Origin of the sequence: Streptomyces sp. NPDC046215, from assembly GCF_040646215.1 — a bacterium.
Taxonomy (GTDB): domain Bacteria; phylum Actinomycetota; class Actinomycetes; order Streptomycetales; family Streptomycetaceae; genus Streptomyces; species Streptomyces stramineus.
The window spans coordinates 19,648-43,466 of sequence record NZ_JBEYZW010000060.1; the positions used below are offsets into that span (position 1 = coordinate 19,648).

The 23,819-nt window shown below is 74.5% G+C and carries 5 protein-coding genes; all 5 read left to right on the forward strand.

Annotated features, from left to right (window positions below):
- Positions 1 to 2: 2 nt before the first annotated feature.
- The 5 genes from ABZ951_RS23595 (at position 3) to ABZ951_RS23615 (ending at position 23,663) form a co-directional block, all read left to right on the forward strand.
- Entirely contained in the window at positions 3 to 7,832 is a 7,830-nt protein-coding gene (locus ABZ951_RS23595; RefSeq protein ID WP_361280621.1) for an amino acid adenylation domain-containing protein, read from the forward strand.
- The gene (locus tag ABZ951_RS23600) at positions 7,829 to 18,106 is read left to right on the forward strand and encodes an amino acid adenylation domain-containing protein (RefSeq protein WP_361280623.1); all 10,278 of its coding nucleotides are present in this window, start codon (positions 7,829 to 7,831) and stop codon (positions 18,104 to 18,106) included. Before ABZ951_RS23595 ends, ABZ951_RS23600 begins: the two co-directional genes overlap by 4 nt.
- 287 nt (positions 18,107 to 18,393) lie before the next feature.
- Positions 18,394 to 20,061: an amidase gene (locus ABZ951_RS23605; RefSeq protein ID WP_344089464.1), complete on the forward strand. Its 1,668-nt coding sequence runs from the start codon at positions 18,394 to 18,396 to the stop codon at positions 20,059 to 20,061.
- Positions 20,062 to 20,334: 273 nt separating this feature from the next.
- Entirely contained in the window at positions 20,335 to 21,132 is a 798-nt protein-coding gene (locus ABZ951_RS23610; protein ID WP_344089472.1) for an ABC transporter ATP-binding protein, read from the forward strand.
- A complete protein-coding gene (locus ABZ951_RS23615) occupies positions 21,129 to 23,663 on the forward strand; it encodes an FtsX-like permease family protein (protein ID WP_344089463.1) in 2,535 nt (844 codons plus the stop codon). Before ABZ951_RS23610 ends, ABZ951_RS23615 begins: the two co-directional genes overlap by 4 nt.
- The last annotated feature ends 156 nt before the right edge of the window (positions 23,664 to 23,819 follow it).

Sequence of the window (23,819 nt, forward strand, 5' to 3'; positions counted from 1 at the left end):
TCATGATTCCGCTGTCATTCGCGCAACGACGCCTGTGGTTCCTCCAGCAGTTCGAGGGGCCCAGCGCCACGTACAACATCCCCATGCTGCTCCGGCTGAGCGGTGACCTGGACGTCGCGGCCCTCCGGGCGGCCGTGTCCGACGTCGTCGAGCGGCACGAGAGCCTGCGGACCGTCTTCCCGGAGGCCGAGGGCACCCCCCGCCAGCACATCCTGGAGCCCGCCGAGGCGCGGCCGGTCTTCGAGACCGTCCGGCCCGCCCCGGGCCGTCTGGAGGAGGCGATCCGGGAGGCCGCGGGCCACGCCTTCGACCTGCTGACGGACCTCCCCATCCGGTTCTCGCTGTTCGAGGCCGGGCCCGGGGAGCACGTGCTGCTGCTCCTGGCCCACCATGTGGCCGCCGACGGCGGCTCGCTGGCCCCGCTGACCCGCGACCTGTCCGAGGCGTACGCGGCCCGGCGCGCCGGGCGGGCCCCGCAGTGGGAGCCGCTGCCGGTCCAGTACGCGGACTACACGCTGTGGCAGCGGGAGGTGCTGGGCGAGGAGGACGACCCGGAGAGCCTGATCTCCGAGCAGGTCGCGTTCTGGACGGAGACCCTGGCCGGCCTGCCCGACCAGCTGGAGCTGCCCGCCGACCGGCCGCGCCCGGCCGTGGCCGGCTACCGCGGCGACAGCGTCGAGCTGTGCTGGGACGCCGGGCTGCACCGGGATCTGGTGCGGCTGGCGCGCGAGCACCGGTCGAGCGTGTTCATGGTGCTCCAGGCCGGTCTGGCCGCCCTGCTGACGCGGCTCGGCGCGGGCACGGACATCCCCCTCGGCTCGCCGGTCGCCGGGCGCAACGACGACGCGCTCGACGACCTCGTCGGGCTGTTCCTCAACACCCTGGTGCTGCGCACCGACACCTCCGGCGACCCGACGTTCGCCGAGCTGCTGGAGCGGGTGCGCGAGGCCGACCTGGCCGCGTTCGCCCACCAGGACGTGCCCTTCGAGCGGCTGGTGGAGGTCGTCAACCCCACCCGGTCCCTGGCCCGCCACCCGCTGTTCCAGGTCCTGCTGATCCTCCAGAACAACGACAAGGCGGCCGTGGAGCTGCCCGGCCTGCGGGTCGGCCTCGAAGGCGTCGAGACGGGCGTCGCGAAGTTCGACCTGTCCTTCGAACTGGAGGAGCGGCTGGGCGGCGCGGGCGAGCCCGAAGGCATCGACGTGAGCGTCGAGTTCGCCACGGAGCTCTTCGACCGGTCGACGGTCGAGGGGATCGTCGACCGGCTGGAGCGGCTCCTGCGGTCCGCGGTGGCGGACGCCTCGCGGCGCGTCGGCGAGCTGGACGTCCTCTCCGCCGGTGAGCTGCGGCAGTTGGCGCAGTGGAACGACACGGCGGGCGAGGTGCCCGCGGCGACGCTCGCCGGGCTGTTCGAGGCGCAGGCCGTGCGCACCCCGGACGCCGACGCCCTGGTCTGCGGCGACGTGTGCCTGTCGTACGCGGAGCTCGACGCCCGCGCCAACCGGCTGGCCCGCCTGCTGCTCACCCGGGGCGTCGGGCCGGAGAGCTACGTGGCCGTCGCGTTGCCGCGCGGGGTGGAGCTGCCGGTGGCGCTGCTGGCCGTGGCGAAGACCGGTGCGGCGTACCTGCCCGTCGACCCCGGCTACCCGGCCGACCGCATCGGCTACATCTTCGACGACGCCCGGCCGGTGTGCGTCCTCACCACCGCGGACACCGCGCCCGCTCTGCCCGTCGAGGAGCGTGCCCTGCTCGTCGTCGACGACGCCGCCACCCTGGCCGCCCTGGGGGGGCTGCCGGGCACGGACCTGACGGACGCCGAGCGCCCGGCGGGCCTGTCGGCGGCGAGCCCGGCGTACGCGATCTACACCTCCGGTTCGACGGGCCGCCCCAAGGGCGTGGTCGTCACGGCCGGCAACCTCGTGAACTTCCTGACCGCGATGGGGCTTTGCCTCGCCCCGGCGGCCTCGGACCGGCTGCTGGCCGTGACCACCGTGGCCTTCGACATCGCGGGCCTGGAGCTGTACCTGCCGCTGGTCAGCGGCGGGGCGGTCGTGCTCGCCACGCCGGAGCAGGTCCGGGACACCGCCCTGCTCGCCGACCTGGTGGCCGCCGCCGGGGTGACCGTCATGCAGGCCACGCCGTCGCTGTGGCAGGCTCTGGTCGCCCAGCGCCCGGAGGCCCTGCGGGGCCTGCGGGTCCTCGTCGGCGGGGAGGCCCTGCCGGCCCCGCTGGCCGGGCGGCTGGCGGAGCTCGGGGCGGGCGTCACCAACCTCTACGGGCCGACGGAGACGACGATCTGGTCGGCCGCCGCGGAGATCACCGGCGGCGGCACCCCGCCGATCGGCATGCCGATCCTCAACACCCAGGTGTACGTGCTGGACGCGGGCCTGCGGCCGGTGCCGGCCGGGGTCCCGGGCGAGCTGTACATAGCGGGCGCCGGTGTGGCGCGCGGCTACCGGGGGCGGCCCGGCCTGACGGCGGAGCGCTTCGTCGCCAACCCCTTCGGGGAGCCCGGGGCGCGGATGTACCGCACGGGTGACCTGGCCAAGTGGCGGGCGGACGGGCAGCTGGAGTTCGTCGGGCGCGTCGACCACCAGGTCAAGGTCCGCGGCTTCCGCATCGAACTCGGCGAGATCGAGGCGGCGGTCGCCGCGCACCCGGGCGTCGGCCAGGTGGTCGTGGCCGTCCGCGAGGACCGGCCCGGCGACAAGCGGATCGTGGCCTACGTGCTGCCCGCGGCCGGCGCCGCGCCGGACGCGGCGGAGCTGCGCGCTGCGGTGGCGCGGTCCCTGCCGGAGTACATGGTGCCCTCGGCGTTCATGGTGCTGGCGGCGTTCCCGCTGACGCCGAACGGCAAGCTGGACCGCAAGGCGCTGCCCGCGCCGGAGTTCGCGGCGGCGGGCGGCTCCCGGGGGCCGCGCGACGCGCGGGAGGAGATCCTGTGCGGGATCTTCGCCGAGGTGCTCGGCGCGGAGCAGGTGGGCATCGACGACAACTTCTTCGACCTCGGCGGGCACTCCCTGCTCGCCACCCGGCTCACCAGCCGCATCCGCACCACCTTCGCCGTGGAACTCGCCGTCCGCGACCTCTTCGAGGCGCCCACCGTGGCCGGGCTGGCCGGCCGGCTGGACGGCGCCGAGGGCGGCCGCAGGGCCCTGGCGCCGGCCGCGCGCCCGGAGCGGGTGCCGCTGTCGTTCGCGCAGCGCCGCCTGTGGTTCCTGGACCAGTTGGAGGGCCCGAGCGCCACGTACAACGTGCCGATGCTGATGCGCCTGTCCGGCGAGCTGGACGTGGCCGCGCTGCGCGAGGCGATGGCCGACCTCGCGGCCCGGCACGAGAGCCTGCGCACGGTCTTCCCCGAGGCCGGCGGCGCCCCGTACCAGCGGGTGCTGGACGGCGCCGCGGCCCGGCCCGCCGTCGAGGTCGTCGAGGTCGAAGCGGGGCGTGTCGACGAGGCGGTGGCCGAAGCGGCCCGCCGCCCCTTCGACCTGGCGGCGGAGATCCCGCTGCGGGCCTGGGTGTTCACCTCGGCGCCGGACGAGCACGCGCTGCTCGTCCTCGCCCACCACATCGCCAGCGACGGCGCCTCGCTCGCCCCGCTGGCCGGCGACCTGTCCGCCGCCTACACCGCCCGCCGGGGCGGCACGGCACCTGACTGGGCGCCGCTGCCCGTGCAGTACGCCGACTACACCCTCTGGCAGCGCGACGTCCTCGGTGACGAGAGCGACCCGGAGAGCGTCATCGCCGGGCAGGTCGCGTACTGGAAGGAGACCCTGGCCGGGGTCCCCGACCAGCTGGAGCTGCCCGCCGACCGGCCGCGCCCGGCCGTCGCCGGCTACCGCGGGTCGAGCGTGGAGTTCGCGTGGGACGCCGAGCTGCACGAGGGCGTCGCACGGCTGGCGCGCGAGCACCGGGCGAGCGTCTTCATGGTGCTCCAGGCCGGTCTCGCGACGCTCCTGACGCGGCTCGGCGCGGGCACGGACATCCCCGTGGGCACCCCGATCGCCGGGCGGACCGACGACGCGCTCGCCGACCTCGTCGGGTTCTTCGTCAACACCCTCGTCCTGCGCACCGACACCTCCGGCAACCCCTCGTTCGCCGAGCTGCTGGACCGGGTCCGGGAGACCGACCTCGCGGCGTACGCCCACCAGGACGTGCCGTTCGAGCGGCTCGTGGAGATCGTCAACCCCGTCCGGTCGCTCGCGCACCACCCGCTGTTCCAGGTGATGCTCGTCCTGCAGAACAACGACGCGGCGCGCGTGGACCTGCCGGGCCTCACGGTCGGCCTGGAGGACGTCGACACCGGCGCCGCCAAGATCGACCTGGCGTTCAACATGGAGGAGCTGCACTCCCCCGAGGGCACGCCCGCCGGGCTCGCCGGGACGGTGGAGTTCTCCACCGAGCTCTTCGACCCGGCGACGGCCGGGGAGCTCGCCGCCCGCCTCGGCAGGCTGCTGCGCGCGGCCGTCACCGACGCGACGCGGCCGCTCGCCGCCCTGGAGGTGCTCGCGCCGGAGGAACGCCACCGGGTGCTCGTCGAGTGGAACGACACCGCCCGCGACATCCCCGCGGCCACCCTCCCGGACCTCTTCCGCGCCCAGGCGGCCCGCACTCCGGACGCGCCGGCGGTCGAGGACGGCGGGACGGTCCTGACCTACGCCGGGCTCGACGCCCGGGCGAACCGCCTGGCGCACCACCTCATCGGCCTGGGCGCGGGCCCCGAGCGCGTCGTCGCGCTCGCCCTGCCCCGCTCCGCCGACCTGGTGGTCTGCGTCCTCGCCGTCCTCAAGACCGGTGCGGCGTACCTGCCCGTCGACCCCGACTACCCGGCCGACCGCATCACCTACATGCTCCAGGACGCCCGGCCCGCGCTCGTCATCACGACGCCGGAGCTCGCGGAGAGCCTGCCGCGGACGGAGGTGCCCGTCCTGCTGTCGGACGCCGTCCCCGCCGGCGGCCCGGAGCACAGCCCCTCGGACGCCGACCGCACCACGCCCCTGCTGCTGGCACACCCGGCGTACATCATCTACACCTCCGGCTCCACCGGGCGCCCCAAGGGCGTGATGGTCCCGCACACCGGCATGGCGAGCTTCGCCGCCGACAAGATCGACCGCTGTGGTGTGGTGGCGGGCGACCGGGTGCTGCAACTGTCCTCGCCCAGCTTCGACCCCTCGGTCCTGGAGATCTGGACGGCGCTGCTGTCCGGCGCCTGCCTGGTGGTCCCCCCGGCCGGGCCGCTCGCGGGCGAGGCGCTCGTCGCGGTCCTGACCGATCTGCGGATCAACCACGCGGCGGTGGCCGCGGCGGTCCTGGCGAGCATGCCGGCGGCGGACCTGCCCGAGCTGCGGTCGCTGGCCGTCGGCGGCGAGGCGTTCACCGGCGAGGTCGCCGGGCGCTGGTCACAGGGCCGCCGGATGTTCAACGGCTACGGGCCCACCGAGGCCACCGTCTGGGTCACCTCCAGCGCCCCGCTGACCGAGGCCGTCGCCCCGCCGATCGGCCGCCCGGTGTGGAACACCCGGGCGTACGTGCTCGACGGCGCGCTGTGCCCGGTGCCCGCGGGGGTGCCCGGCGAGCTGTACATCGCGGGCGTCCAGCTGGCCCGCGGTTACCTGGGCCGCCCGGACCTCACCGCGAACCGGTTCGTCGCCGACCCCTTCGGCGCTCCCGGCGAGCGCATGTACCGCACCGGCGACCTCGTCACCTGGCGGGCGGACGGCCAGCTCGACTTCGTCGGGCGCGTCGACGACCAGGTCAAGGTCCGCGGCTATCGCATCGAACTCGGCGAGATCGAGGCGGCCGTGGCCGCGCACCCGGCCGTCGGGCAGGTGACGGTGGTGGTGCGCGAGGACCGGCCCGGCGACAAGCGGATCGTCGCCTACGTCGTACCGGCCGCGGCCGGTACGGAGGTGGACACCGACGACCTGCGCGCACGGCTGTCCGGGCACCTGCCCGACTACATGGTGCCGTCCGCGTTCCTCCGGCTCGACGCGTTCCCCCTGACCCCGAACGGCAAGCTGGACGCCAAGGCCCTGCCCGCCCCGGACTTCACGGCGGCGGTCGGCTCCGAGGCGCCCCGCACCCCGCGCGAGGAGGTCCTCAGCGCGCTGTTCGCCGAGGTGCTGAACCTGCCCCGGGCCGGCGTCAGGGACAGCTTCTTCGAGCTGGGCGGCGACAGCATCCAGTCCATCCAGCTCGTCTCCAGGGCCCGCAAGGCGGGCATCGCCCTGACCGCCCGGGAGATTTTCCAGCACCAGACCGTCGAGGCGCTCGCCGCGCTGGCCGGTGACCTGCCCGCCGAGGGCGGCGCCGAGGACCCCGACGCGGGCATCGGTGAACTGCCGCTGCTGCCCGTCATGCACTGGCTGCGGGAGCTGGACGCCCCCGTCGACGGCTTCAACCAGTCGATGGTCCTCCAGGTCCCCGCGGACCTGGGACAGGAGCGGCTGGAGCGGGCCGTGCAGGCCCTCCTCGACCACCACGACGCGCTGCGCCTGCGCGTCACCGAGGAGCCCGCCGGCCCGGCCGGGGCCCCCGCCTGGCGGGCCGAGGTCGCGCCCCGGGGCGCGGTGGCCGCGGCGGGCTGCGTCCGCCGGGTCGACGCCACCGGTGCGGCCGGGGACGCCCTGGCCGCGCTCGTGGCCGCCGAGGCGGACCGTGCCCGGGCCGCCCTCGCGCCCCGCGACGGTGTCATGGTGCGGGTGGTCTGGTTCGACGCCGGGCCCACCGCCTCCGGCCGACTGCTGCTGATGCTGCACCACTTGGTGGTCGACGGCGTGTCCTGGCGGATCCTCGTCCCGGACCTGACCGCGGCCTGGCAGGCCCTGGCGGCGGGCGAGGAGCCCGCCCTGGACGGCGGCGGCACCTCGCTGCGCCAGTGGGCGCGGCAGCTCACCGAGGCCGCCCGGGCCCCGGAGCGGCTGGCCGAACTCCCGGTGTGGGCCGAGGCCCTGCGCACCGAGGAGCCGCTCTTCGGCGACCGCCCCCTGGACCCCGCGCGGGACCTCGCGGACACCGTGCGCACCCTCACCCTCACCCTTGCCACCGACACCACCCATCCCTTGCTCACCAGCGTGCCCGGCGTCTTCCACGCCGGGGTCAACGACGTGCTGCTCAGCGGCCTGGCGCTGGCCGTCGCCGAGTGGCGCCGCCGCCGCGGCGGGGCCGACAGCCAGGTCCTGATCGACCTGGAGGGGCACGGCCGCGAGGAGATCGCCCCCGGCGCGGACCTGACCCGCACGGTCGGCTGGTTCACCAGCCTCTACCCGGTCCGCCTGGACCCGGGCCGCCTCGACTGGGACACCGTGCGGGCCGCCGGCCCCGAGGTGGGCCGGGCCGTGAAGACCGTCAAGGAACAGCTGCGGGCCTTCCCCGACCACGGCATGGGCTACGGCCTGCTCCGCCACCTGAACGAGACCACCGCGCCGGAGCTGGCGGGCCTGCCCGCCACCCCGCAGATCGGCTTCAACTACCTGGGCCGATTCGCCACCTCCGACGAGACCGCCGCCCGGGACTGGGACATCGCCCCCGACGTGGCGACCCCCTCGGGCTACGACCCCGGCATGCCCGCGACGCACGCCCTGGTCATCAACGCCGTGACCGAGGACCACGCCGACGGCCCCCGGCTGTCCGCCACGTGGAACTGGCCCGGCGAGCTGCTGTCCGAGGAGGACGTGCGCGAGCTCGCCGAGGGCTGGTTCACGGCGCTGACGGCCCTGGTGGCCCACGCCGCGGACCCGGAGGCAGGCGGCCACACGCCGTCCGACCTGTTCCTGGGGTCGCTGAGCCAGGACGAAATCGACGACCTCGAAGCCGAATTGGAATACCTGTGAAGACTCAGTCCGCACTTGAGGACGTCCTGCCGCTCGCCCCGCTGCAGGAAGGGTTCCTCTTCCACGCCCTGTACGACGGCCAGGCCCCGGACCTCTACACCGTGCAGCTCGTCCTGCGCGTCGAGGGCCCGCTCGACGCGGCCGTCATGCGCGCCTCCGCCGCCGCCCTGCTCGCCCGCCACGCCAACCTGCGGGCCGGGTTCCGCACCCGCAAGAGCGGCCAGGCGATCCAGGTGATCCACCGCGAGGTGCCGCTGCCCTGGCGCGAGATCGACCTCCGGCAGGCCGGCGGCGAGGCGGAGCTGGAGGAGCTGCTCGCCGCCGACCGCGCCGCGCGCTTCGACCTCGCCCGGCCGCCGCTGCTGCGCCTGTCCCTCTTCCGGCTCGCCGACGAGGAGTACTGCCTGGCGCTCACCAGCCACCACATCCTCCTCGACGGCTGGTCCACGCCCCTGCTCCTGGACGAGCTGTTCACCCTCTACGAGCGCGGGGGCTCCCCCGCCGGGCTGCCCCGCGTCACCCCCTTCCGCGACTACCTGGCCTGGCTGGGCCGGCAGGACCGGGCCGCGGCCGAGCGGGCCTGGCAGGACGCCCTCGCGGGCCTGGACGAGCCGACCCGCGTCGCCCCCGCCGCGGCCGGCGAGCCGGCGCTGCCCGAGCGCGTCGCGCTGGAGCTCTCCCCGGAGCTCACCGGCCGGCTGACGGCCACCGCCCGCTCCCACCGCCTGACGATGAGCACCCTGGTCCAGGGCGCCTGGGCGGCCGTCCTGGGCGGCCTCACCGGCCGCGACGACGTGGTGTTCGGCACGACCGTCTCCACCCGGCCCGCCGAGCTCCCCGGCTCCGAGGCGATGGTGGGCCTGTTCATCAACACCATCCCGGTCCGGGCCCGCCTGGACCGCGAGCGGTCCCTGCTGGAGAACCTGGTCCGCTTCCAGGACGAGCAGACGTCCCTGCTGCCCCACCAGTACCTCGGGCTCGGCCGGATCCAGCAACTGGCCGGGCTGGGCGACCTCTTCGACACCACGACGGTGTTCGAGAACTACCCGATGGGCGCCGGTGACGACGACGGCACCGTGGCCGGGCTGCGGCTCACCGAGGCCGACGGCCGGGACGCCACCCACTACGCCCTCAACCTCGTCGGCGACCTCGCGGGCGACCGGCTGAACCTGCGCCTGGACTACCGGGCCGACCGATTCGACCGGCGCACGGCCCAGGACATCGCCACCCGCGTGCGGCGCCTCCTGGAGTCCGCCGTCACCGAGCCGGCGGCCCCGCTGGGCCGCGTGGACCTCGTCGGCGAGGAGGAGCGGGCCCTGCTCCTGGGCGAGGGCGACGCCACCGCGCACCCGGTGCCCGCGACGACCCTGCCCGCCCTGTTCGCGGCCCAGGCGGCCCGTACCCCGGGTGCCACGGCCGTGGTGTGCGAGGACACGACCCTCACCTACGCGGAGCTCGACGAGCGCGCCGACCGGCTCGCGGCCCTCCTGGCCGAGCGGGGCGCGGGCCCCGAGCGCCTGGTGGCCCTGGCCCTGCCCCGGTCGGCCGACATGGTCGTGGCCCTGCTGGGCGTCCTCAAGAGCGGCGCCGCCTACCTCCCGGTGGACCCCGGCCACCCCCGCGACCGCGTCGCCTTCACCCTCACCGACGCCGCGCCCCTCACCGTCCTCACCACCGCGGACACCGCCGCCGTCCTGGACGGCCTGGACGTGCCCCTGCTGGTCCTGGACTCCGAGGAGACGCGCGCGGCCCTGGCCGCCCCCCGGCCGGCCGCCCCGGCCGCGGCGCTGCCCTCCCACCCGGCCTACGCCATCTACACCTCCGGCTCCACCGGCCGCCCCAAGGGCGTCCTCGTCGAACACCGCGCCGTCGTCAACCACATGACGTGGATGGCCGCGGAGTTCCCCCTGGGCGCGGACGACACCGTCCTGGCCCGCACGGCCCTCAGCTTCGACGCCTCGGTCTGGGAGATCTGGCTGCCGCTGCTGACCGGCGCCACGCTCTGCGTCGCCCCCGCGGCCGTCACCCGCGACCCCGAGCGGCTCCTGGCGTACGCCGAGCGGCACGGGGTGACCACCGCCCAGTTCGTGCCCTCGCTGCTCACCGTCGCGCTCCGCGCGGAAGCCGCGGGCCGGGACCTGCCACTGCGGCGGCTCTTCACCGGCGGCGAACCCCTGACCCCCGCCCTGGCCGCGCGGGCGGCGGACCAGTGGGGGGTGAGCGTCCACAACCTGTACGGGCCCACCGAGTCCACCGTGCAGATGGCCACGCACACCTTCGACCCGGCGGCCGACACCGTCACCGTGCCCATCGGCCGCCCGGTGTGGAACACCCGCGCCTACGTCCTGGACACCGCCCTGCGCCCGGCCCCCGTGGGCGTCCCCGGCGAGCTGTACATCGCGGGCGACCAGCTGGCCCGCGGCTACCTGGGCCGCCCCGGCCTCACCGCGGGCCGGTTCGTCGCCGACCCCTTCGGCGCCCCCGGCGCGCGCATGTACCGCACCGGCGACCTCGTCGTCCGGCGGACGGACGGCGCCCTCGACTTCGTCGGCCGCGCCGACGACCAGGTCAAGGTCCGTGGCTTCCGCATCGAGCTCGGTGAGATCGAGGCCGTGGTCGCCGGTCACCCGCAGGTCGCGGACGCGGCCGTCGTGGTGCGCGAGGACATCCCCGGTGACCAGCGGATCGTCGCCTACGTGGCCACCGGTGGCGTGGACACCGCCGCGCTGAAGTCCCGGGCGGCGCAGATGCTGCCCGAGTACATGGTGCCGTCGGCGTTCGTCACCCTGGACGCGCTGCCGCTCACCCCGAACGGCAAGCTCGACCGCCGCGCGCTGCCCGCCCCCGACCTGGCGGGCCCGGCCGGCTCGCGCCGCCCCCGCAGCCCCCGCGAGGAGATCCTGTGCGGGCTGTTCGCCGAGGTGCTCGGCGCGGCCGTCGTGGGCATCGACGACGACTTCTTCGACCTGGGCGGGCACTCCCTGCTCGCCATGCGCCTGATCAGCCGGGTCCGTACGGTCCTCGGCGTCGAGCCGGCCGTCCGCGACCTCTTCGAGGCCCCCACGGTCGCCCGGCTCGCCGCCCGGCTGGACGGCGCGGCGGGCGCCCGGGCCGCGCTGGCACCGGTGGAGCGCCCGGAGCGGGTGCCGCTGTCGTTCGCCCAGCGCCGCCTGTGGTTCCTCCACAAGCTGGAGGGCCCCAGCGCCACCTACAACGTGCCCCTGCCGCTGCGCCTGTCCGGTGAGCTCGACGTGCCGGCGCTGAGCGCGGCGGTCGCCGACCTGGTCGCGCGGCACGAGAGCCTGCGCACGGTCTTCCCCGAGGCGGACGGCACGCCCTACCAGCGGGTGCTGGAGGGCCCGGCGGCCGTACCCGTCATCGAGGTCGTCGACCTCCCGGGCGCGAGCGAGGAGGCCGTGGCCGAGGCGGTCGACGCGGCCTCGGCCCACACCTTCGACCTGACGCACGAGATCCCCCTGCGGGCCTGGGTGTTCGCCCTGGGCCGGGACGAGCACCTCGTCCTGCTGCTGGTCCACCACATCGCCAGCGACGGCGCCTCGCTCGCCCCGCTGGCCGGCGACCTGTCCGCCGCCTACACCGCCCGCCGCGCGGGCACGGCACCCGCCTGGGCGCCGCTGCCCGTGCAGTACGCCGACTACACCCTCTGGCAGCGCGACGTCCTCGGCGACGAGAACGACCCGCACAGCATCATCGCCGGGCAGATAGCGCACTGGCGGCAGGCCCTGGCCGGCCTGCCCGACCAGCTCGAACTCCCCACCGACCGGCCCCGCCCGGCCGTGGCCGGCAACCGCGGGGAGAGCGTCACGTTCTCCTGGGACGCGGACGTGCACCACGGCCTCGTCCGCCTCGCGCGCAAGCACCAGGCGAGCGTCTTCATGGTCGTCCAGGCGGGCATCGCCGCACTGCTGACGCGCCTGGGCGCGGGCACGGACATCCCCATCGGCTCGCCGATCGCGGGGCGTTCGGACGATGCGCTGCAGAGCCTGGTCGGCTTCTTCGTGAACACGCTGGTGCTGCGGACGGACACGTCGGGCGATCCGTCGTTCGAGGAGCTGCTCGGCCGGGTCCGCGAGACCGACCTCGCGGCCTACGCGAACCAGGACGTGCCCTTCGAGCGCCTGGTGGAGATCGTCAACCCGGTCCGGTCGGTGGCGCACCACCCGCTGTTCCAGGTGATCCTCACGTTCCAGAACAGCGACGACACCGACCTCTCGCTGCCCGGTCTGTCCCTCCGCGAGCACGAGATGGCAGCCGCGTCGGCGAAGTTCGACCTGTCGTTCGCGGTCGAGGAGCAGGTGGACGAGGCGGGGCTGCCGACCGGCATGCGCGGCTTCGTGGAGTTCGCGACGGATCTGTTCGACCGGGACTCGGCCGTGGCCATCGCCGCCCGTTTGGAGCGGCTGCTGCGCGCTGTGATCGCGGATGCGTCCCGGCCGATCGGCGAGCTGGAGATCCTCTCCGATGGCGAGCGCGAGCAGCTGACCACCGGCTGGAACGACACCGCCCGCGAGGTCGCCCCCGCGACCCTGGCCGAACTGTTCCAGGCCCAGGTCACCCGCACCCCCCACGCCCCGGCTGTCGAGCACGACGGCACGGTGCTGACCTATGCCGAGCTGAACGCCAAGGCCAACCGGCTCGCCCGCCACCTCATCGCCCAAGGCGCCGGCCCCGAACGGTTCGTGGCCATCGCACTGCCCCGCTCCATCGAACTCACCGTCGCCATCATGGCCGTCGTCAAAACGGGTGCCGCCTATGTTCCGGTGGACCTGTCCTACCCCGCCGACCGCATCGCCTTCATGCTCGGCGACACCACGCCCGTCCTCGCCATCACCGATGCCGCCGGGCAGGCACAGCTCCCGCCGGTCGACGGCATGAGCGTCATCGCCGTGGACGACGCCGACTGCTGCTCCCCGGCCGACATCCAGGACAGCGACCGCGTCACCCCCGCCCAGGTGTCGAACCCGGTGTTCGTGATCTACACGTCGGGTTCCACCGGCCGCCCCAAGGGCGTCGTCGTCGAACACCGCTCGCTCAACCTCTACCTGGCCTGGGCACGCGCCACCTACACCAGCGTCGAAGGGCGGGCCCTGCTCCACTCGCCGGTCTCGTTCGACCTGACCGTCACCGGCCTCTTCGGCCCGCTCACCTCCGGCGGCTGCGTCCAGCTCATCGAGCTCACCGAGGAATCGGCCGACGAACTCGCCGAGCAGCCCACCTTCGTCAAAGCCACGCCCTCCCACCTCGGCCTGCTCATGGCCCTGCCCGAGCGGTTCTCACCCTCCGGACAGCTCGTCCTCGGCGGCGAATCCCTCCTCGGCGAGGTGCTGGACGAGTGGCGCAGCCGCCACCCCGACGTCACCGTCATCAACGAATACGGCCCGACAGAAACCACCGTCGGCTGCACCGAATACCGCATCAACCCCGGCGAGAAAGCCCCCGCCGGCGTCGTCACCATCGGACGCCCCATCTGGAACACCCAGATGTACGTCCTCGACGCCGCCCTCCGGCCCGTCCCCGCCGGGGTGACCGGCGAGCTGTACATCGCCGGGAACCTGCTCGCCCGCGGCTACCACCGGCGCCCCGACCTCACCGCGAGCCGCTTCACCGCCAACCCCTTCGGCACCGGCGGTTCGCGGATGTACCGCACCGGCGACCTGGCCAAGTGGCGGGCGGACGGGCAGCTGGAGTTCGTCAGCCGCGTCGACAACCAGGTCAAGGTCCGCGGCTACCGCATCGAACTCGGCGAGATCGAGTCCGTCGTGGCCGCCCACCCCGGCGTCGTCCAGGCCGCCGTCATCGTCCGCGAGGACCAGCCCGGCGACAAGCGCATCACCGCCTACGTCGTCCCGGCCGTGGACCCCCACAGCCTGCGCGACCACGCCGCCGCCACTCTGCCCGAGTACATGGTTCCCTCGGCGTTCGTCACCCTCGACGCCCTGCCGCTGACCCCCAACGGCAAGCTCGACACCAAGGCCCTCCCCGCACCCCGGAACACCGGCACCACCGACGGCCGCACTCCGCGCACCCCCCGCGAGGAACTCCTCTGCGGCATCTTCGCCGACATTCTGGGCGTCGAACACGCGGGCATCGACGACAACTTCTTCGACCTGGGCGGGCACTCCCTGCTCGCCATGCGCCTCATCAGCCGCATCCGCGCCGCCCTCGACGTCGAGCTGTCCGTCCGCGACCTGTTCGAAGCCCCGACCGTCGCCGGCCTCAGCGAGCGCTTCGGCGATGCCACCGGCGGCCGTGCCGTCCTCGCGCGCCGGGAGCGGCCGGAGCTCGTCCCGCTGTCGTTCACCCAGCGGCGCCTGTGGTTCCTCCACCGGCTGGAGGGCCCCAGCGCCACCTACAACGTGCCGCTGTCGCTCCGGCTCACCGGTGAGCTCGACAAGGACGCGCTGCGCGCGGCGATCGGCGACCTCGTGACGCGCCACGAGAGCCTGCGGACCCTCTTCCCCGAGACCGACGGCACCCCCCACCAGCTCGTCCTCGACGCCGAAGCGGTCCGTCCCGCCGTCGAGTTCACCGACGTCGCACCCGGCGGCCTGGACGACGCGGCCGACGCGGCGTTCCGGCACCCCTTCGACCTGACGACCGACATCCCCTTCCGGGCCTGGGTGTTCAGCGCGGGGCCGGCCGAGCACGCCCTGGTGCTCCTGACGCACCACATCGCCAGCGACGGCTCGTCGGTCGGACCTCTGGCCCGCGACCTGTCCACCGCCTACGCGGCCCGCCGCGCGGGCACGGCACCCGACTGGGCACCGCTGCCCGTGCAGTACGCCGACTACACCCTCTGGCAGCGCGAGGTCCTCGGCGACGAGAACGACCCGGCCAGCCTGATCTCCGGGCAGACCGACTACTGGCGCGAGGCCCTGGCCGGGCTGCCCGAGCAGCTGGAGCTGCCCGCCGACCGGGCCCGCCCGGCCGTCGCCGACCACCGGGGCGCGCACGTCGCCTTCTCCTGGGACGCCGGGCTCCACGACGCCGTGACCCGCCTCGCGCGGGCCCGGCAGGCGAGTGTGTTCATGGTCGTGCAGGCGGCCGTCGCCGCCCTGCTGACGCGCCTCGGCGCGGGCACGGACATCCCGCTCGGCACCCCGGTCGCCGGGCGGTCCGACGACGGGCTCGACGACCTCGTCGGCTTCTTCGTCAACACCCTCGTGCTGCGCACGGACACCTCCGGGAACCCGTCGTTCGCCGAGCTGGTCGACCGGGTCCGGGAGACCGACCTCGCGGCCTTCGCCCACCAGGACGTGCCCTTCGAGCGGCTCGTCGAGATCGTCAACCCGACGCGTTCGCTCGCCTACCACCCGCTGTTCCAGGTGGCGATCAGCCTGGACGGCGTCTCCGACGGCGAGCTCGACCTGCCGGGCCTCGCGGTCGAGGGCATGGGCGTGGACACCGGTGTCGCCAAGGTCGACCTCGCGTTCAACCTGGAGGAGCGCTTCGGGGACGACGGCGCGGCAGCCGGGGTGCACGGTGTAGTGGAGTTCGCCACCGCCCTCTTCGACCGGGCGACCGCCGAGGCCGTCTCCGCCCGGCTGGAGCGCCTGCTGCGCGCGGCCGTCGCCGACGTCTCGGTGCCCATCGGCGAGCTGGAGGTGCTGTCGGCGGACGAGCGCCACGAGCTGCTCGCCGGCTGGAACGACACCGCCCGCGAGGTGCCCGCGGCCACCTTCCCGGAGCTGTTCCAGGCACAGGCCGCCCGGACGCCGGACGCCCCGGCCCTGGAGTACGGCGACACGGTCCTGACCTACGGGGAACTCAACGCGCGGGCCAACCGCCTCGCCCACCACCTCATCGCCCAGGGCGTCGGGCCCGAGGGCGTCGTGGCCCTCGCCCTGCCCCGGTCCGCCGAGCTCGTGGTGTCGATCCTCGCGGTCCTCAAGGCGGGCGGCGCCTATCTGCCCGTCGACCCCGAGTACCCGGCCGACCGCGTCGCCCACATGCTGGACGACGCCCGGCCGGTGCACCTGGTGACGACCCTGGCGAGCCGGAACCTCCCGGCCGGCACCGTGCCGCTGGTCCTCGACGACCCCGCCACGGTGCGGACGCTCGCGGGCCGCCCCGCGGGGAACCCGGCAGACGCCGACCGCACCGCGCCGCTGGTCCCCGCGCACCCCGCGTACGTCATCTACACCTCCGGCTCCACCGGGCGCCCCAAGGGCGTCGTGGTCTCGCACCGGGGTGTGGCCAACCTGTCGGCGCACCAGAGGGTGCGCCTGGGGGCCGGGCCGGCGAGCCGGGTGTCGCAGCTGGTCTCCCCCAGCTTCGACGTGTCGGTGGCCGAGCTGTGCATGGGCCTGCTGACCGGGGCCTGCCTGGTGCTGCCCACCGCGCCGGTGACCGGTGAGGAGCTGGGCGACTTCCTGGCGAACCGGGCGATCACGCACGTCCACCTGCCGGCCGCGATGCTGATCGGCATGGAGAAGCGGGCGCTGCCCGCCCTGGAGTCGCTGATGGTGGGCGCGGAGGCGTGCCCGCCGGACGTGGTGGCCTTCTGGTCGGCCGGGCGGCGGATGGTCAACGCCTACGGGCCGACCGAGGCGACCGTCGACGCGTGCTTCGCGGTGTGCGGGCCGGACCTCGGGCCCGGTCCGGCGCCGATCGGCCGGGGCGTCTTCAACACCCGTCTGTACGTGCTGGACGGGGCCCTGCGGCCGGTCCCGGCCGGGGTGCCGGGCGAGCTGTACCTCGCCGGGCCCGGGCTGGCCCGGGGCTACCTGGGCCGCCCGGAGCTGACGGCCGGCCGCTTCGTCGCCAACCCCTTCGACGAGCCCGGCGGGCGCATGTACCGCACGGGCGACCTGGCCAAGTGGCGGACCGACGGGCAACTGGAGTTCGTCGGGCGCGTCGACCACCAGGTCAAGGTCCGCGGCTTCCGCATCGAACTCGGCGAGATCGAGGGCGTCCTGGCCGCGCACCCGGGCGTGGCCCGGGCCGCGGTGGTGGTTCGCGAGGACCGGCCGGGCGACAAGCGCGTCGTCGCCTACGTCGTCCCGGGCGGCGAGGGGGCCCGCCCGGGGACCGGGGAGCTGCGGGAGGCCGTGGCGGGCACCCTGCCCGCGTACATGTGCCCGTCGGTGTTCGTCCTGCTCGACGCGCTGCCGCTGACCCCGAACGGCAAGCTCGACCGCAAGGCGCTCCCGGCGCCGGCGTACGCGGCCGGGGGCGGGCGGGGTCCGCGCGACGCCCACGAGGAAGTCCTGTGCGGGATCTTCGCCGAGGTCCTCGGCGTGGAGCGGGCCGGCATCGACGACAACTTCTTCGACCTCGGCGGCCACTCCCTGACCGCCGTGCGCCTCCTCAGCCGGGTCCGCGCGACGTTCGGCGCCGACCTCGCCGTGCGGGACCTCTTCGCGGCCCCCACGGTCGCGGGCATCGGCGAGCTCATCGGCCGGGGCGGCGAGCAGACCGGTGCGGGGAGGGGCAGCGGGCTGGAGGTGCTGCTGCCGCTGCGCTCCACGGGCAGCGGTACCCCGCTGTTCTGCGCGCACCCGTCGGTGCCGCTGAGCTGGTGCTACACCGGTCTGCTGGGCGAGCTGGACTCCGACTACCCCCTCTACGGCCTCCAGGGCCGGGGGCTGGACGGGAGCGCGCCGCTGCCGGCGACGTTCGCGGAGATGGCCGACGACTACGCCACCGAGATCCGCCGGGTCCAGCCGGCCGGCCCCTACCGGCTCCTGGGGTACTCCCTGGGCGGCCCGATCATGCAGGCGGTCGCCACCCGGCTGCGGGAGCTCGGCGAGAGCGTGGAACTGCTGGCCGTCCTCGACGCCTACCCGGGCGGCGATCCCGGGGCGGGGCCGCTCGACGACCGTGAAGTCCTCGCCCGGTTCCACGAGTCGATGCGCGAGGGCGCGGCCGGGGAGCCGGTGGACGAAGCCCGGCAGCGCGCCGAGGTGATCGCCTCGCTGCGGGAGATGCTGCCGATGGACTTCACCGACGAACAGCTCTCGCGGGTCCTGGACTCGATGGTCAACGGCGTGGGCATCACCAGCCGCCACCGGCCGTCGGTGTTCGACGGCGACCTGCTGCTGTTCACGTCGACGGTGGACCGGGCGGACGCCGCGGCCATGCCGGAGGCGTGGCGGCAGGTCATCGGCGGGGAGGTCGAGAACCACCTGATCGCCTGCACGCACGACGAGTTGCTCGACGGGGGCCCGCTGCGCGAGATCGGCGCGGTGCTCACGGCCCGGCTGCGGGAGCTCGACGCCGGTGCCCTGGCGGGCGGGGCCCGGAAGCGCTGACCGGTCGCCTGGCGGCGGGCCTTCGTTGCCGCCTGCGGCGGCGAGCGCCCTGCGCCTGCGGCGGAGCCGTTGTTCTGCCGCCTGCGGCGGCGGGCGCCCTGCGGGCGCGTCCTCAAACGCCGGACGGGCTGATAGTGGCTGAGCTCAGCCACTATCAGCCCGTCCAACCCGTCCAACCCGTCCAACCCGCCCGACCCGCCCGACCAACCCGTCCGATAACGAAAGAGAAGCGCCTCCTCATACGGTCGCACCCGTCTGTCAACATCCGCTCACCGGAAAGCGAGAAGATGGCCGGGAATCACCGCTATGACGAAATACACCGCCGCAGACTGCTAGGGCTCGGGGCGGCCGTGGCCGCCCCCGCGCTGCTGGGCATGAGCCTCCCCCGGGCCCAGGCCGCGGCGATACCGGAGCGCCTGACCGGCTTCCGGGCCACGCGCGCCGCCGCCCGCACCCCGGGCGGCCCGGAGGAGGCGAGCCTGAGCGAGCTGCGGGCGATGCTGGCCTCCGGCAAGATCTCCGCGGTCGAGCTCACCAAGTTCTACCTGGACCGGATCGCCAAGCTGAACCTGTCCGGGCCCGAGCTGCGCGCCGTCCTGGAGACCAACCCGGACGCGCTCAAGGACGCGGCCCGGCTGGACGCCGAGCGCAAGGCCGGCAAGGTCCGCGGCGTCCTCCACGGCATCCCGCTGCTGATCAAGGACAACATCAACACCGGCGGCCGGCTGCACACCACCAATGGCCTGAACGCGCTGATGGGCGCCCGGCCCGCGGACGCCACGGTGATCGCCAAGCTGCGGGCGGCCGGCGCGATCCTGCTGGGCAAGGCCAACCTGACGTCGCTGGTCTCCGCGTCGAGCGGCTACAGCCCGCGCGGCGGCCAGACCCGCAACCCCTACAAGCTCGACCGCTCGCCCAACGGCTCCAGCGCGGGCCCGGCGGCGGCGACCGCGGCCAACCTGTGCGCGGCGGCCGTCGGCACCGAGACGATCGGCTCGATCCTGGGCCCCTCGGGCGCCAACGGCGTGGTCGGGATCCGGCCGACGGTCGGACTCACCAGCCGCACCGGCATGTTCCCCGGCTCGCGCAGCTTCGACACGATCGGGCCGATCTGCCGCACGGTCGCCGACGCGGCGCTGCTGCTCGGCGTGCTCACCGGCGAAGACCCCACCGACACGGCCACCGCCGACAGCAAGGGCAAGTTCCACACGGACTACACGCCCTTCCTCAAGCCCGGCGGCCTGAAGGGCGCCCGGATCGGCATCGTCCGGGACACGTACTTCAGTTACAACAACCACGCGGCCGCGGTGGCGGAGCACGCGATCGGGGTGCTGAAGGACGCCGGCGCGGTGATCGTCGACAACGCCGACATCCCCACCGGCGCCAAGATGGCCACGGACCTCGACCCGGCGTTCATCGTCCAGATCACGGAGATGAAGCAGGACATCGAGGCGTACCTGGCCCGGACGCCCGGCAGCCACCCGCGCAGCCTCGCCGAGCTCATCGCCTGGAACGACAAGCACGCCAAGACCGAGCAGGAGTTTTTCGGCCAGGACATGCTCCGGATCGTGGCCGACTTCCAGGGCACCACCGCCGACTCCGCGTACAAGGAGGCGCTGGCCACCGTCCGCAAGGTCGCCCGGGACGACGGCATCGACGCGGCCCTGCAGAAGAACCGGGTGGACGCGCTGATGATGCCGACGGGCGCCCCCAGCTGGAAGATCGACCTGATCAACGGCGACCCGGCGATCATGGGCAGCGCCATTCCGGTGGGGTACGCCGGCTACCCGGCGGTCAATGTGCCCGCGGGCTTCGTGCACGGCATGCCGGTGGGCATCACGTTCATGGGAACGGCCTGGTCGGAGCCGCAGCTGATCCGCTTCGCGCACGCCTTCGAGCAGGCGCACCCGGTGCGCCACGCACCGGCGTTCGGGGCCGCGAGCCCCGGCCTCTGACCGGGTTCGCCCGGTCTGTCCACCTGCCCGTGAGGTGGGGGGTGGGGTTATCCCCCGGAAGGATCCGGCGGGTCACCCCATCGCTCAATGATCTTGATCCTCATAGGTTTTTCATACACACTCCCGCGCCGCGCCCCCGTCGGCGCGGGAGGTGGCACAACCCCAAGTGGAGGAATTCTCATGTTCGGTCGGTCCCGGCCCCAAGGCCCCGGCACAGCAGCCGCGGGCGAGGCCACCCCGCCCGCCGGCGGCTACTTCGGCGGACAGGAGCCGATGCGGGCGTTCGACCGTCCGGTCACCGATGCCGCGGTGCTGCTGCGCGACGTGCACAAGAAGTACGGGCGCGGCAGCACCGCGACGCACGCCCTGCGCGGCGTGAGCATCGCCCTGCCGCGCGGCAGCTTCACCGCGATCATGGGCCCGTCCGGCTCCGGCAAGAGCACCTTCCTCCAGTGCTCGGCCGGGCTCGACCGCCCCGACTCGGGATCGGTGCTGCTCGGTGACACCGAGCTGACCCGGATGCGCGAGAACAAGCTGAGCGACGTGCGCCTGTCCCGGATGGGCTTCGTCTTCCAGCACTTCAACCTCCTCCCGGCACTGACGGTGCATCAGAACGTCGAGCTGCCGCTGAAGCTGGCCGGCAAGCGCATCGACCGGAACAAGACCGAGGAGATCCTCTCCCGGGTCGGGCTGCCCGACCGCGGCCACCGCCGCCCCGGCGAGCTCTCCGGCGGCCAGCAGCAGCGCGTGGCCATCGCCCGCGCCCTGGTCACCGAGCCGGACGTGATCTTCGCCGACGAGCCCACCGGCGCCCTGGACACCACCACCGCCTCGGAGGTGCTCGCCCTCCTGCGGGAGGCCGTGGACCAGCTCGGCTCGACCGTCGTCATGGTCACCCACGAGCCCAACGCGGCCGCCTGGGCCGACCGGGTGCTCTTCCTCGTCGACGGGGAGATCTCGGACGAGCTGACCCTCGTCGACTCCGAGGAGATCGCCTCCCGGATGCGGGAGCTGACCCGCACCGCCAACCGTTCCAAGGCCGCCGCGGCGCCGGTGCGGGGCCGGGCATGAGCAACGGACTCGCACGCGCACAGATCCGCTCCCGCCCCTCGGCGTTCATCGGCACGTTCGTCGCGCTGCTCTTCGCCGCCCTGGTGATCGTCGCCAGCGGCACCATGCTGGTGGCCGGGGCGACGGCGGAGCCGACCGCCGACCGGTACGCCTCGGCGCCCGTCGTGGTCGCCGAGGACCAGCACCTGGGCAAGGAGATGCTCACCGACCGGGCCCGCCTGGACGCGTCCCTGGCCGCGAAGCTGGGCAAGCTGCCGCAGGTCTCGGCCGTCGTCGCCGACACGCTCTTCCCCGTCACCCTCGGCGGCGGGACGTCCGGCGCCGTTCCCCTCCAGGGCCAGCCGGCCTCCGCGGCCCGCCTGGTCGCCGACCCGGCCGCGGCCCTGGCCGTCACCCCCCGCCCCGGCGAGCTCGTCCTCGACACGAAGACCGCCGCCTCCCTCGGCGTCACGGCCGGCGCGCAGGTGAAGGTCAGCAGCTCCACCGGCATCGCCGCCTACCGCGTGGCCGGCGTCCTGGACGCCCGCGCGCCGGGCGTCTGGTTCGACGACACCGAGGCCGGGCGGCTCTCCGGCCACCCCGGCAAGGTCGACGCGATCGCCGTCCTGCCCAAGCCCGGCGTCACCGCCGAGCAGCTGGCCGAGCAGGTAGAGGACGCGGCGGGCTCCGCCGAGGTCCTCACCGGCTCCGCCCGGGTCGAGGTCGAGAATCCCGGCTTCGCGGCGGCCAAGGAGACCATGGTCGGCATGTTCGGGGCGCTCGGCGGCCTGTGCGTGTACATCTCGATCTTCGTGGTGGCCAACACCATGTCGCTGTCCATCTCCCAGCGCCAGCGCGAGACCGCGCTGCTGCGCGGCATCGGCGCCCGCCCGGGCCAGATCCGCCGCATGGCCGCGACGGAAGCCGCCCTGGTGGCGGTCCTGGCGGCGGCGACCGGCAGCGTCCCGGGCTACCTGGTGGCCCGCTGGATGTTCGACGCGATGGCCTCGCGGGACCTCGTGCCGGCCGGCGCGGAGCTGAAGTTCAGCTGGATCCCGATCGCCGTGGCCCTCGTCACCGGCCTGCTCTCCGCGGTGCCCGGCAGCCTGATCGCCTCGAACCGGGCCGCGCGCAGCCGCCCGGCGGAGGCCCTCAGCGAGTCCACCCTGCCGCGCCGGGGCATCGGCCCCGTCCGGCTGGTGCTCGGCCTGGCCGCCCTGGCCGGCGCCGTGGTCCTGACCGTGAACGTGCTCGGCGCGGGCGGTCAGACGGCCGACAAGGCCACCCCGTTCGTCCTGCTGTCGTTCCTGGTCTCCGTGGGCCTGCTCGGCCCGCTGCTCGCCCGGGTCGTCACCGAGCTGCTGGCCCTGCCGCTGCGGCTGCTGGGCACCACCGGCGAGATGGCCACCCTCAACGGCCGGGCCCGCGCCCGGCGGCTGTCCTCGGCGATCGTGCCGGTGGCCCTGGTGGTGGCCTTCGGCATCACCAAGATCGGCATGCAGACCACGATGACGCACGAGTCCCGCGAGCAGAACGCCGCCGCCCTGACGGCCGACCTCGTCATCGACGCGCCGGCCGGGCTGCCCACCGGGGTCGCCGAGCGGACCGCGGCCCTCTCCGGGGTGCGGGCGGCGACCGGGCTGACCGACACCAGCGTCTTCGTCGGCAAGAACGGCAGCGCCGACGCCCGCCCGGACGACACCGCCGTCTCGGCCCGCGCCTTCACCGGCACCGGCGACGGCCTCGCGCACAACCTCGACGCCAAGGTCCTCTCCGGCGCCATGGCCGGCATCCTCCCGGCCGCCGCGGGCGGCCCGAAGGACGGCACGGTCGCGATCTCCAAGCGGGTCGCCGACCGCGCCGGGGTCAAGACCGGTCAGCCGGTCAAGCTCTGGCTCGGCGACGGCACGGTCGTCCGCCCCACCGTCGTGGCCACCTACGAGCGGGGCCTGGGCGTCGGCGAGGTGCTGCTGCCGCAGGCCACCGTCGCCGGCCACCTGACCTCGCAGCTCAGCGACCGCATCCTGGTCAAGGGCGCGGACCGGGCCCAGGTCGCCCGCCTCGACGGCGAGCTGAAGGCCGCCCTGGCCGCCACCCCCGGGGCCGAGGTCCGCACGGCCTCCGCGTTCACCGCGGCGAAGAACGAGGCCGACCCGCAGATGGCGTGGCTGGAGACGGTCGCCCTGAGCATCATCTCCGGGTTCGCCGCCATCGCCGCGGCCAACACCCTGGCGATGGTCACCTTCGAGCGGCTGCGCGAGGTCTCGATGCTCCGCCTGATCGGGATGAACGTCCGCACGGTGCGCCGCATCGTCCGCCTGGAGGCGCTCACCGTGGTGCTGGCCGGCCTGGGCATCGGTGCCGCGATCGCCCTGGTCACGCTGTCCCCGCTGATCAAGGACGCGACCGGGCGCTCGCTGCCCTACCTGCCGCCGCTGCTGGAGCTCCTCATCCTGGGCGTCACCCTGGCGATCGGCCTGCTCGCGACCGGCATCCCCCTGCGCCGGCTCCTGCGGGTCCGCCCGGTGGAGGGCCTGACCCGGCGCGCCTGACGGTTCGCCTTCCGGCGGGGCGTGGGGGTGCACCACCGCTGCGCGGCGGTGTCCTCAAACGCCGGACGGGCTGGTTTCAGCTGAGGTCAGCTGAAACCAGCCCGCTGAAAGTGGGCCCAGAGGGGCTGATGTGGCTGAGCTCAGCCACATCAGCCC

Coding starts and splice junctions, on each gene's coding strand:
- ABZ951_RS23605 (WP_344089464.1), top strand. CDS start 18,394: ATGGCCGGGAATCACCGCTATGACGAAATACACCGCCGCAGACTGCTA.
- ABZ951_RS23610 (WP_344089472.1), top strand. CDS start 20,335: ATGCGGGCGTTCGACCGTCCGGTCACCGATGCCGCGGTGCTGCTGCGC.
- ABZ951_RS23595 (WP_361280621.1), top strand. CDS start 3: ATGATTCCGCTGTCATTCGCGCAACGACGCCTGTGGTTCCTCCAGCAG.
- ABZ951_RS23615 (WP_344089463.1), top strand. CDS start 21,129: ATGAGCAACGGACTCGCACGCGCACAGATCCGCTCCCGCCCCTCGGCG.